We start from the raw sequence: 13,120 nt of genomic DNA on the forward strand, positions 1-13,120 counted from the left end.
ATCTGTATATGGGCTTAAGCCTAATGTTTGTTGTTGAACGAGCATGATATTATTTTTCTAACAGGCTCTAAGATATTAAAAAAGCATCAAGCCAAAGAGTAATTCTTCGGTTTGATGCTTGATAGTATGTTACTTTTTCAGTGGCCTCATAATTAGGGAAGCCATTTTTGGATTCTCTTTCAATCTTCTGGTTGAATAACCAAACCAATCTTTTCCAAAAGGAACATATACTCTCATATTGTGTCCTTTCTTAAGTATCGATTTACGCAACTCAGGAGTAACGCCATAAAGCATTTGAAATTCATACATGTCCTTCGAAACTTTATGTTTTTCTATTAATTCCATTGCTGGTCCAACCAAATTTTTGTCATGAGTAGCAATGCCTGGAAATACCTTATTCTCCAATAGGAATTCTAGATTTTTAAGGTAATTACTATTGATTTCTTCATATCTTTTGAAGGCAATCTCCTTAGGTTCCACATAAATTCCCTTACACAAACGGTAATTTAGGTTAGATGTGCCATTTTGCATATTCATCATGTTTTCTAAATCAGATTGAGTTCTTTTTAAATAAGCTTGAACTACTAATCCAACATTATTTGGGAATTCTGCTTTCAAACGACGGAAAATTTTAATTTCTTTATCCACACATGGAGAATCTTCCATATCAACTCGAACAAAATTGTTATATTCTGCTGCCTTTGCTACAATAGTTCTGATGTTTTCATAGCAAATTTCTTCATCTATCAATAAACCAAAAAAGGTTGGTTTCACGGAATAGTTACCGTCGATTTTGTTGGATTCAAAAGTTTCAATAATATTCAGGTATGCTTCTTTGTTTTCTGTTGCTTGACTAAGATCCTTAATAAATTCACCAAGTAAATCAACGGTTACTTTAATGCCTTCTGCATTTAATTTTTTAGATGCATTTACTGCATCTTCAATTGTTTCCCCTGCAATATATCTTTTAGAAAAGAGCCAAACTAATTTTTTTGGCATGTGGGGAAGTGTTGCTGCTATAAGTTTATTGATCATTGAGTTTGAAATTTTAATAGGTTTTTCATTTCTAATTCTTGTCCCCAATGTAGAGAGTCCTGCGAAAAAAAAGAATGACGTTTATCAGCATCTGGAAATAGGGTAAAAATCACACTTAGAAGCATTTTAATTTTGCGAAAATGAAGACAGAAGTATTTTTTAGTCTCCTTTTTAAGCTTATATTTGTTAGGCAAAATCAAAAAAAATCCATAAAAGCCTAATGTTGGAATGGTAGGAGACACACAAGATGTAGCCTGAAAATTCAATTTGAGGTTTACTATATCTTGAATAATTAAATTCTAAATAACTATGAAAAATTTATCTATTGCATTAAATGCTGTATTAATTGTTGCTGTTGGAATACTATATATATTCCATTTTTCAGGCAAAGAGGAAAGTAAGATGGTGACAGCAACAGCTGGTGAAGGTGCAGTGGTGTATATTAACACCGATTCATTGCTTAGTAATTATAATTTCTCTCTTGAGTTGAATGAAAAGTTTTTGAAAAAACAGGAAGATTCTAAAACAGATTTTAATTTTAAGGCTCAAAAATTACAAAAAGAAGCTAATGATTTTCAACGCAAACTTCAAAATAATGGATTTTTAACTCGTGCAAGAGCTGAAGAAGCACAACAAAAATTAATTGCAAAACAGCAAAATTTACAGCAGTTAAATCGCCAATTAACCGATCAATTAATGGGAGAACAAAATGCGAATAACAAGCGCTTGTTTGATAGTGTTACCAATTATTTGAAGATATTTAATGCAGGACACAAGTACAGCTTAATTTTAAGCACAACAAAAGGGGGAAATGTTTTATTATCACAAGATGGTTTAGATATTACTAAAGAAATTATTGACGGCTTAAATGGAAGATACAAAGGAGAGTCTAAATAATCTCATTACTCTATAAATTATTGGGCAGACTTGCATATTATGCAGTTTGCCCTTTTTTATATCTTTGTCTTCCCAATAGAAAATACCAATATGGCTTTTGCAGATAAGTATTTAAAAAAACAGAGAATGTATCCGGAGTATATAAGTACTCCTGTTTCCGAAAATCTTAATATAATTGTAACCATTCCATGTTTTAATGAACCGGATTTGATTACAAGTCTGAATTCCCTTTGGAATTGTGAGCGACCACAGGGAGATGTGGAAGTAATTGTGATAGTCAATTCCGGGGAAAAAACCGATCAGGAAGCCTTAAATCAGAATACAACAACGATAAAGGCTACCAATGATTGGATTGCAAATCATCAGGAGGATCATTTAAAGTTTTACCTTATTCATCAAGCAAATCTACCACGGAAATTCGCTGGTGTAGGGTTTGCTCGCAAAATTGCAATGGATGAGGCAGTAGGCAGATTTAATAAAATAGATAAAGCAAATGGAATCATTACTGGGTTTGATGCTGATTCCACTTGTGATACCAATTATTTAGTGGAGATTGAGAAACTTTTTAAGCAACACCCAAAAGCCAATGGAGCCAATATCTTCTACGAGCATCCTTTAGAGGGAAATGAATTTGAAGAAGATATTTATCAAGCCATAGCGCAATACGAGTTGTATCTGCGATATTATAGGTTGGCAATGCAGTACGCTGGACATCCACATGCTTTTCATACTGTAGGTTCCAGTTTTGCAGTTACAGCAAGTGCCTATGTCAAGCAAGGAGGAATGAATCGCCGTCAGGCAGGCGAGGACTTTTACTTCTTGCAAAAAATTATTCCGCTTGGTAATTTCTATGAGATTAATTCTACACGGGTAATACCATCCCCTCGAATATCAGATCGTGTACCATTCGGAACAGGAAAAGCAATTTCCACCTTTATAGAAGAGGGGATTGTCGATTATAAAACTTACAATTATGCTGCATTCACAGATTTAAAAGTCTTGTTTGATCGGGTTGATGAATTCTTTGGAGTGGATTATGACACCTATTTAAATAAGTTGATTGTAAATCTCCCCGGTCCGGTGCGAAGTTATTTAAAGGAGGATAATTTCTATGAGGCCTTAGATGAGATCAATAAAAATTGTGCTTCCTTAGAAAGCTTTCGAAAGAAATTCTTTGGTGCTTTCAATGCCTTTAAAGTATTGAAATACCTGAATAATGTACACGAACAGTTTATCGATGAGGAAAGTATTGTGGTTTGTGCCAAGCAATTGTTGGTCGACTTGGGAATCGATAGTAAAGGTATTTATGCTGCGAAAGAATTGCTGAAGATTTATCGGGAATTGGAAAAAAAACAATAGAATTTATTCCTCCTTAATCACAATAAAAATATCCTCATTCTTTTTTTTCATAAGGTATTGTTCTCGTGCGAATTTCTCGAGGTTCTTCCGATTGGTTTTTAGCTCATGAATTCTCTTCTTATCATGCTCGATTTTATCCAGAAAATAGGCTTTTTCTTTTTCGAGGGATTCGATGGTAGATTCGTTTCCTTTTCTTTCCCATATGGAATTCTGATCGAAGAAAAATAGCCAGACATAAAAAATCAGGAAAGTAATAAGATACTTGTTCCTGAGTATCCGAAGAAAAATATTTTGTGTCTTTTTAGGATTCATGCTCAATAATTTCCAGCTAAATTACAAAGAATATACGAAATGGAACGGATTAAAATATCAGATTTATAATTCTAAAGAGACTCAAGCTGTAGGCTTGTAATTTAAAACCAAATAGTTCGGTCGTTATCAATTCATTGGGGATTTAGGAGATAATTTTATTGGCATTAGCTATTGATTAAATAAAAAAACGACCGAAGAAAACTCCGATCGTTTCGTCCAAAATATAATCATGTTTTAGAATTGGCGTCTTGACCAAATTCTATTTTCTTAGTCCTCCAAAAAGTTAGGATACATATAATCCACTGGAGGAATAAAGGTTTCTTTGATAGTTCTAGGAGAAACCCAACGCAATAGGTTAATCATAGAACCTGCTTTATCATTTGTACCAGAACCTCTTGATCCTCCAAAAGGCTGCTGACCAACAACAGCACCAGTTGGTTTGTCATTGATGTAGAAGTTTCCAGCAGTATTTACCAATCGCTTCATTAATTTATCGATAGCATAACGATCATTGGCAAAAATACCTCCAGTCAATGCATACATAGATGTCTTATCCAGAATTTCTAAAGTCTCGTCAACTTTTTCATCATCGTAAACAAAAATAGTCATTATTGGGCCGAATAATTCTTCTACCATACTTGTGTAATCTGCTTTTTTAGCACGAATTACAGTTGGATGAATAAAGTAGCCAACAGATTTATCGTAAGTACCACCGGCTACGATTTCAGCATCAGGTGAAGCTTTTGCTTCATCAATAGCTTTTGCTAATTTATCGAAAGAAGTCTCATCAATCACAGCATTGTGGAAGTTGGTGAAATCTTCGGTTCCTCCAGTTTTAATTTTAGCAAGATCTTCCTGAACGTATTTCAATACCTTATCCCATTTGCTTGCTGGAATGTATGCTCTGGATGCAGCAGAACATTTCTGACCTTGGAATTCAAATGATCCTCTGGTAATAGCTGTTGCAACTTCTTTTGAATTAGCACTTGGGTGCATGAAAATATAATCCTTACCACCGGTTTCACCTACAATGCGAGGATAGGTTTTATATTTGTGAATATTGTTTCCAATGGTTTTCCAAATATTCTGGAAAACAGCAGTAGAACCAGTATAATGAATTCCTGCAAAATCAGGAGAATTGAAAATAACTTCAGCAGCATCAGGACCTGAAACATATACCAAGTTGATAACACCATCAGGCACGCCAGCTTTTTTGAATATTTCCATTAACACCCGTGCAGAATAAACTGCAGTTTTAGATGGTTTCCAAACCACAGTATTACCCATCATAGCAGGAGCTGAAGGTAAATTACCAGCAATAGCAGTAAAGTTAAATGGAGTTAGAGCAAAAATGAAACCTTCCAATGGACGTTGCTCCAATCTATTCCAAATTCCTTTTGAGGATTTAGGTTGTTGATTATAGATTTCAGTCATATAGCCAACGTTAAAACGAAGGAAGTCAGCGATTTCACATGCGGCGTCAATCTCAGCCTGGAAAGCATTTTTGGATTGTCCTAACATGGTTGCAGCATTTAATTTCATGCGGTACGGACCGGAAATTAATTCTGCAGCTTTTAAAAAGATAGATGCACGATGTTCCCATGCCAGATTTTCCCATGCTGGCTTTGCTGCCATTGCAGCGTCAATAGCCATTTGAACATGTTTCTGACCACCTTGGTGGTAATATCCTAAAACATGTTTGTGATCATGAGGAGGATTCATTGATCTTTTATCTCCGGTTCTTACTTCCTCGCTACCGATGTACATAGGCACATCAATTTCTTCAGAACGCATTTTTTTAATTGTAGCTTGTAATTCAGCTCTTTCTGTTGATCCTGGTGCATATGAATAAATAGGTTCATTTGTTGCAACCGGAACATTGTATATACCTTTTGGCATGATAATGTTGTTTAAGGGTTATGTTTTAAAATTTTCCTTTACACTCAGAGCAAATGTAAAAAAAAAGGAATAATTCATACATGAATATTGTCATACTTTAAAGCTTGCAGAGATATCCAATAAACAGGAGTCGTTTCTATTGATTTAATACTTCTTTCTCAGGAATGACAACCCGAGTTTCGGGATCTGTTAATTTTCTGATTTTAATATCTAAATAGGCAATAGTAATCGACATGATAGGACTAATGATATTAAAGAAACAATAGGGAGCAAAAGCGACTGTTGCCACTCCCAAGGCTCCAGCTTGAGCAGCGCCGCAAGTATTCCATGGAACCAGTACAGATGTAACAGTTCCTGCATCCTCCAAGGTTCGGCTTAATACTTCTGGTTTAAGATTTTGCTCCTGATAAGATTTGGAAAACATTCTGCCGGTAACTACAATCGATATGTATTGATCGGAGGCGGTTAGATTTAAAAAGCCGCAACTCGCAACAGTTGTGCTTACCAGCGAACCTGTTGAATGTACTGCTATTAGCATGGTTTCTGTAATTTTCTCTAATATTCCTGCTGCCTCCAGAATACCACTAAATACCATTGCTGTTAATATTAGCCAAATGGTATTGAGCATTCCTGCCATCCCTCCAGTAGAAAGTAAATCCTTAATATTATCGTTTGCAACAGGAATACTAATATCCGTAAAGATAGATTTCATTACCGTTTGGTAGGAAGCTTGAAGGTAGGACTCACTCCCGGAAAGCTGGTGAATGATTTGTGGCTGAAAAATAATGGCGAAAACACCACCAATTAAGGTTCCTGCAAATATTGCAGGTAGCGCAGGTACTTTTTTGCTGATAATAAAAAACAACAGTGCCGGAACCAGAAATAGCCACGGACTAATATGAAAGCTTTCTTTAATCGCGAGTTGTACACTACGAATGCCTTCGGGATGAATTTCGCCATGCTTAAAAAAACCAATTCCCAGAAACAATAACAGTGTAATGATAAGGGAAGGAATGGTGGTGTACATCATATAGCGAATGTGAACAAATAAATCAACACCAGCCATAGCTGGAGCAAGATTTGTGGTGTCAGAAAGTGGGGAAACCTTATCACCAAAATAAGCACCCGAAATAATTGCACCAGCTACTAATGCTTTGTTGATTTCCATGGCATTTCCTACTCCCAGAAGGGCTACTCCAATGGTAGCAATGGTTGACCACGAGCTTCCAGTTACCAAAGAGATAACAGCACAGATAATAACCGAAAGCATCAAAAAAAGAGTAGGATTAAGATATTCTAGTCCATAATAAATCATGGCCGGAACTACTCCACTAATCATCCATGTACCGGCAAGTGATCCAATCAGTAATAGGATTAACATGGAAGGCATGGCTGAGCTTATGCTTTTTACAAATCCATTCTGCAAATCTTCCCAGTTTTTGCCATGTCGCAAGGCAATGACTCCACCTAGAGCCGCGGCTAATAATAGCGCAAATTGATTGGCGCCTTCAATGGCTTGATCGCCAAAAACAATTGCATTAATGCTTAATAAAGAGATCAGAAGTATAATTGGGAGGAGTGACTCGCCGAGAGTGATGGATTTATTTTGTTGGTTCATAGGGTTTAAAGGTCGTTTAATTAGGCATGAATTTACAAAAATAAAGGAGAAAAGGGAATGCTTAATAAACAACTGCACAATCTTTATAATATTATCAGAATTTTTACGATAAAGTGTTATGAGTATATAATGGTGTTTCTAAATGATTTTTAAAGGTGGTAGATTTGAAAATTAAGTGTGCAAAATAAGGCCAGTTATAAAATGATAGGCGTAAAAAAAGCCGCATGATATTGCGGCTTTAATACTTAACATAAGAGAATTCTTATTCTTCTAATGTCGTTAATTCATGAAAACGAGTAGGTTTCATACCAATGGTATCCAACAAATGCTGATCCTCGTTTACGGTCATATTTTCTACGGTAAGCAGTTTTTCGCCAAAAAAGATAGAGTTGGCACCAGCAAGGAAACAAAGCGCCTGCCCTTCCTGGCTGTAATGTGTTCTGCCGGCTGCAAAGGCAATCACCGTTTTAGGCATGAGAATTCGAGCAGTTGCAACCGCACGAACCATGTCAAATATACTTATGGTTTTTTTGCCAAAAAAGGGAGTTCCTTCAACGGGAACGAGAGAGTTTAGTGGTACGTTATAAGGATGTTTTTCCTGATTGGAAAGCGTACGAAGCATTTCGATGCGATCCTCGTCGGTTTCGCCCATTCCTAAAATACCCCCCGAGCAGTAAGAAATCCCTGCTTCTTGTAAATTGACAAGTGTTTCCAATCTTTCGCTATAAGTTCTGGTTGTGGTAATGTTTGGATAATGGCGTTCAGATGTATCAATATTGTGATTCACCGCAGTGATTCCCAAATCTGCCAATTTTTTGGCTTTTTCTTTATTAATCATACCCATGGTACAACAAACTTCCAGCCCCATCTTTTTCACTTCGGTAATCATTTCAGCCATTTCGTCGAAACGGTCGTCTCTGTTTCCATCACGTCCAGCCGAGCTCAGACAAACGCGCTTTACGCCGTTTTCTTTGGCAATTTTGGCTTCTTCCAAAACCTTTTCCAGACTCAGTTTTTCGGGTTTTACGTGAGTGTCGTATTTAGCCGATTGTGCACAGTACTTGCAATCCTGCGAACATGCACCGGTTCGAACCGATATTAAGGTGTTCATGTTCATTTTTTGAGAATCGTGGTGTTTGCGATGAATGTTCGCGGCACGATTTACAAGGTCAAGCAATGGTAAGTTGTAAATTTCGCTGACCTCTTCGTGGGTCCAGTTGTTTCTAATGTCAGTCATAATAAAATTCTTTCTTATCAATTAATTGTTTGCTGCGAGATGTGAATGAGCGGAAAGAATCTTATTTGACCAAAAGCCGGATTCCTTCGCTTTGCTGATGTTCTTGTTTTCGTTCTGAAGCAACAGTATTTCGATCAACTCGAATCCGAGCAGATCCAAATCATCAATTTCATTCACCTCTCGTTCGTTGTCGGGCAAATAGCAAAATCCGGAAAAACCGCATTCTTTCGATGGAACCAGCAAATTGTAGCTAGTGTTGATGTTGGAAATCTTAATCTGTAGATTCATACTTGCAAATGCAGCATACGATTTCCTGCTCCAACGTCTAAATACCTGTACATCCGATCTTTGATTGCCGATTGTAAATACAGACTTCATAGGTGTATCATTTTAATTTCGAGACACAAGATAATGAATCCCGCTATTTTGGAGTCAAAAGTATTGTTTTTTTTTGATTTGAAAATGATTGTAGAACATATCCTGTAGAGATGTCGCACGCAACGTCTCAGTAATACCGCATGCAACATCTTTGTAATACCACATGTAACGTCATAGTAATACCGCTTGCACGATTTTTATAATACCGCACAACGTCTCTATATTAAAATTTTGCAGTAGAACTAAGACTTTTATAACCAATGAGCATATCGTAATTTAAGGCAATATCATGGTAATAAACGTAAACCACATAGTTGTTTTCGGTTTCCCAATGATTTCCTTCAATATATCCAAAATCAGGTACCTTTTTTCCTTTATCTAGGGTGGCAAACTGATAATTGTAGTATCCTTGTTTCAAAAATATTGTTTTGCGATAGGAGTTGCTTGCATAATCGTATTCCATTTTATTTTTAGGAGTACACTTCCAATTGCAGAAATCACCATCAACATATACATCACCAAATTGTATTTTATTATCAAATGGAAGCCAGAAAGTAACGTAAACGTAATCGGCTTCGGTATCGGGCTCATCTCTTTCCTGCACGTCAATTAAATACCGGCCATTTATATCTCTGTCAAAAATGTATTGTTTAAAATGCCGATTTTCTCCAGGAGCAAGGAGAACATAGGTTGTATCTTTTTCTTTCCTTATTTGCCGTATGAATCGGGTTTGATATCTTAAACTTTTCAGATCAAAATTTCTAAATTCATTACCTCCTGGGAAAACATTTTCAGATTCGTAATCGAATACCAATTCATTTTTACGTATGAAGAGTGGCTTCAATTTCTTTTCACTTCCATCCAGACGATCATTCTGGCAAAGTACAACCTGCAAATCCATTTGTGGATTATCTATGGCAAAATTAGGATGTAAAATACTGAAATCTACTTCTTGATGAGTCTCTCTTTTATCAATGGAAATTGGATGTTTAACTTCGCCCAGAATTTCAACTTTCGTATCTACAATCATAAATCTCTGCCGAATCACAATTTTTTCAGGATCAAAATCTTCATATACCTCCAATACATAGTTTCCTGATAATTTCAAACTTAAATCATCATTGGGGATTTTTAAACTATAATGAATGTAATCTACATTTGTATTAAAGGAAGGTTCGTAATTCTGAATTTGATTTTGTGCAAATCCATCCTGATAATCAAATTCACTGAGGTCGGAAATCTGCCAATTTTTATTACAATGGATAATTCTATAGGAGTAATCTTGAATATTTACTCCAATTTCATCAAAAGAAAAAAGGAGCTGATTATCTCCATCCAATTCTATTATTGGCGCCATTAATTCCCATCCTAAGGGATGTATTTGAACAGTATGGATGCTTTTTTTCTTTATTTCGTTGATAAATACAAGATTTAAATCGCTTTGAGCAGCAAGAAGATGTTGCGGAAATCCAATAAGAATGAGGAATATATAAATAAAGAAATTTTTAGGCATATTGATATGTATATATACTGATTAAAAATAAACTGAAGAATTACAAAAATAGAAAATTGCTTTATATCTTTGTGTGCAAATTTTTTACAGCTATTAAAAAAAATGACTTCAAAAGTTTTTAAAACCTTTGAGCTTATTGTTAATGATTGTGAATTAGTGTATAATTTAGTTATTTTTGACGCAAATTAATAAAATCAAATAGTTTAACATGTCTGAAGTTAAAAAGATCAAAAAAGGCTTAGATATTAAGCTGATAGGAAAGGCTGAAAAAGTTCTTGAAAAAGCTGATCGTTCTGAGACATACGCAATTAAACCTACCGATTTTCCCGGATTAACACCAAAATTAAAAGTGAAGGTTAATGCTGAAGTAAAGGCCGGAAGTCCTTTATTCTTCGATAAGTATTGCCCTGAAATTAATTTTGCATCACCGGTGAGTGGTAAGGTAATTGCCGTAAACCGAGGAGAACGACGGAAAATCTTAGAGGTAGTAATTCAAGCCGACACGGAAACCCAATACGAGACGTTTAAAAAGGCTGATCCGAATGGTCTTTCGCGCGAGGATGTAAAGGAAGAATTATTAAAAAGTGGTCTTTGGTGCTACTTGCGCCAACGTCCTTACGATGTAATTGCTAAACCACTTGAAACTCCAAAAGCAATATTCATTTCTGCTTTTGATACAGCACCTTTAGCAGCTGATTTTGATTTCCTTGTTGAAGGAGAATCAGAAGCATTTCAGGCAGGAATTAATGCTCTTGCTAAATTAACAGACGGTAAGGTAAATTTGAATATCAATCCAAATTTGAATCAGTCAAAAGTATTTTCTGATGCCAAAAATGTTGCGATTAATAAATTTACAGGAATTCATCCAGCTGGTAATGTAGGAGTTCAAATTCATCACGTTGATCCAATTAATAAAGGCGAAGTAGTTTGGGTAATTCGTCCACAGGAAGTCGTTTTTATTGGTCGATTGTTTACCAAAGGGATTTATGATGTAAGTCGTAAAATTGCACTTTGTGGTTCAGAGGTAAAAACTCCATGTTATTTTGAAACAATTCAAGGAGCCTCCGTTAGAAATATTTTGAAAGGGAAATTAAAAGACGAGCAAAAAATCAGAGTAATTTCAGGTAATGTTTTAACCGGAACACAGATTTTCGAGGATGGTTTCATAGGCTCTTACGATTCACAATTGACTGTTATACCAGAGGGAAATCAATTTGAATTCCTTGGTTGGGCACTTCCTGGATTGAATAAATTCTCAATGTCAAAATCTTTCTTTTCATGGTTAATGCCGAAAAAAGAATATCGTTTAGATGCAAATATGCATGGAGAACATCGTGCCTACGTTGTATCTGGAGAATATGAAAAGGTTTTACCAATGGATATTTTACCAGTTCATTTGGTGAAATCAATCATGATTGAAGATATTGATCGAATGGAGCAATTAGGTATATACGAAGTAGCTCCGGAAGATTTTGCACTTTGCGAATTCGTTTGTACATCAAAAATTAATGTACAAGATATTATTCGTCAAGGAATCGGTCTGATGATTAAGGAAATGAGCTAAATAAATACTGATTTATTTCTAAAGGCGATTTTTAGCAAATTAGAAATAAGTTGGAAGTTCCATCCGATCTATTTAATAAATTGTACGGATGAAAAAACGGATAATAATATACAATGAAAGCACTAAGAAAATTTCTTGATAAAAAGAAACCTTTATTTGAAAAAGGGGGGAAATATGCGAAGTTGCAGTCTACATTTGAGGCTTTTGAAACTTTTCTGTTTGTTCCTGATATTACATCCAAAACAGGCACTCATATTAAGGACGCTATTGATTTGAAGCGAACTATGTCTGTGGTTGTTTTGGCATTATTTCCTGCTCTTCTGTTTGGAATGTATAATGTGGGTTATCAGCATTTTCGTTCGGCAGGAGAATTGGCTGCAACAGGAATGTTTGATTTATTCCTTTATGGCTTAATAAAAGTATTACCTATTATTGTGGTATCCTACGTTGTTGGATTGGGTATTGAATTTGCATTTGCACAAATGAGAGGCCATAAGGTGAATGAAGGATTCCTTGTTTCGGGAATGCTTATTCCATTGATCATGCCAGTAGAGGCACCTCTTTGGATGGTTGCTGTTGCTACTGCCTTTGCCGTTGTTATTGGTAAGGAAGTGTTTGGTGGAACTGGAATGAATATCTGGAATCCAGCCTTAGTAGCTCGAGCATTCTTTTTCTTTGCTTATCCATCAAAAATGTCAGGAGATGCTGTTTGGATAGCTGATAAAGCGGATACTTTTTCCGGAGCTACTCCTCTAGCACATGCGGCAGCTCTTGTTGGAGCAAAAGGTGAAGCAGCAACTTCAATTATAGAACAACATCTTTCCAACACCTGGGATATGTTTGTTGGTTTAATTCCCGGATCAATAGGAGAAACCTCTACTATTGCTATTTTAATTGGAGCTTTAATTTTAATTGCAACAGGAATTGGAAGCTGGAGAATTATTGTTTCTGTATTTGCAGGAGGATTTGTTATGGGAACTTTATTTAATCTATTGGGTTCTAATTCCTATATGACATTAATACCTGCATGGCAACACCTTGTTATGGGTGGATTTGCTTTTGGAGCTGTATTTATGGCTACTGATCCTGTTTCTGGAACTCAGACAACCAGAGGAAAATATATATATGGATTTTTAATTGGATTTCTTGCAGTATTGATCCGAGTTCTTAATGCAGGTTTCCCTGAAGCTATGATGTTAGCAATTCTTTTAATGAACACTTTCGCTCCACTAATCGATCATTTCGTGGTTCAGGGAAATATTAAAAGAAGATTGAAACGAGTTAAGGTAACTGCTTAAATCAAATAAT

General features: G+C 35.8%; 11 protein-coding genes. 4 read left to right on the forward strand and 7 right to left on the reverse strand.

The annotated features are described in order from the left end of the window. Nucleotides 1-129: 129 nt before the first annotated feature. Entirely contained in the window at nucleotides 130-1,035 is a 906-nt protein-coding gene (locus DLK05_RS13960; protein ID WP_127344627.1) for a proline dehydrogenase family protein, read from the reverse strand. Between the two features lie 309 nt (nucleotides 1,036-1,344). Between DLK05_RS13960 and DLK05_RS13965 the strand changes: the two genes are divergently transcribed. Both DLK05_RS13965 and DLK05_RS13970 read left to right on the forward strand, forming a co-directional pair. Beyond that, nucleotides 1,345-1,932, forward strand: coding sequence for an OmpH/Skp family outer membrane protein (locus tag DLK05_RS13965; RefSeq protein ID WP_127344628.1), 588 nt, complete (start codon nucleotides 1,345-1,347; stop codon nucleotides 1,930-1,932). 90 nt (nucleotides 1,933-2,022) lie between these two features. Then, a complete protein-coding gene (locus tag DLK05_RS13970; RefSeq protein ID WP_127344629.1) occupies nucleotides 2,023-3,291 on the forward strand; it encodes a glycosyltransferase family 2 protein in 1,269 nt (422 codons plus the stop codon). Between the two features lie 3 nt (nucleotides 3,292-3,294). Here DLK05_RS13970 and DLK05_RS13975 read toward each other — a convergent pair whose 3' ends face one another. The 6 genes from DLK05_RS13975 to DLK05_RS14000 all read right to left on the reverse strand — a co-directional run bounded on the left by DLK05_RS13975 (nucleotide 3,295) and on the right by DLK05_RS14000 (nucleotide 10,248). After that, nucleotides 3,295-3,603, reverse strand: coding sequence for an FtsB family cell division protein (locus DLK05_RS13975; protein ID WP_127344630.1), 309 nt, complete (start codon nucleotides 3,601-3,603; stop codon nucleotides 3,295-3,297). A gap of 267 nt (nucleotides 3,604-3,870) precedes the next feature. After that, the gene (gene pruA / locus DLK05_RS13980; RefSeq protein ID WP_127344631.1) at nucleotides 3,871-5,502 is read right to left on the reverse strand and encodes an L-glutamate gamma-semialdehyde dehydrogenase; all 1,632 of its coding nucleotides are present in this window, start codon (nucleotides 5,500-5,502) and stop codon (nucleotides 3,871-3,873) included. Between the two features lie 136 nt (nucleotides 5,503-5,638). Beyond that, nucleotides 5,639-7,120, reverse strand: a complete 1,482-nt coding sequence (nhaC, locus tag DLK05_RS13985; protein ID WP_127344632.1) for a Na+/H+ antiporter NhaC — start codon at nucleotides 7,118-7,120, stop codon at nucleotides 5,639-5,641. A gap of 262 nt (nucleotides 7,121-7,382) precedes the next feature. Further along, entirely contained in the window at nucleotides 7,383-8,357 is a 975-nt protein-coding gene (gene bioB / locus DLK05_RS13990; RefSeq protein ID WP_127344633.1) for a biotin synthase BioB, read from the reverse strand. A 21-nt stretch (nucleotides 8,358-8,378) separates the two neighbouring features. Next, complete coding sequence (locus DLK05_RS13995; protein ID WP_127344634.1) at nucleotides 8,379-8,735, reverse strand: hypothetical protein; 357 nt, start codon at nucleotides 8,733-8,735, stop codon at nucleotides 8,379-8,381. Between the two features lie 223 nt (nucleotides 8,736-8,958). Then, a complete protein-coding gene (locus tag DLK05_RS14000) occupies nucleotides 8,959-10,248 on the reverse strand; it encodes a type IX secretion system plug protein (protein ID WP_127344635.1) in 1,290 nt (429 codons plus the stop codon). 208 nt (nucleotides 10,249-10,456) lie between these two features. On the opposite strand from DLK05_RS14000, the gene DLK05_RS14005 reads away from it, so the two are divergent. Next, nucleotides 10,457-11,812: a Na(+)-translocating NADH-quinone reductase subunit A gene (locus DLK05_RS14005; protein ID WP_127344636.1), complete on the forward strand. Its 1,356-nt coding sequence runs from the start codon at nucleotides 10,457-10,459 to the stop codon at nucleotides 11,810-11,812. A 113-nt stretch (nucleotides 11,813-11,925) separates the two neighbouring features. Further along, nucleotides 11,926-13,110, forward strand: coding sequence for an NADH:ubiquinone reductase (Na(+)-transporting) subunit B (locus DLK05_RS14010; protein WP_127344637.1), 1,185 nt, complete (start codon nucleotides 11,926-11,928; stop codon nucleotides 13,108-13,110). The last annotated feature ends 10 nt before the right edge of the window (nucleotides 13,111-13,120 follow it).

Source organism: Ancylomarina longa (assembly GCF_003996985.1).
GTDB lineage: Bacteria > Bacteroidota > Bacteroidia > Bacteroidales > Marinifilaceae > Ancylomarina_A > Ancylomarina_A longa.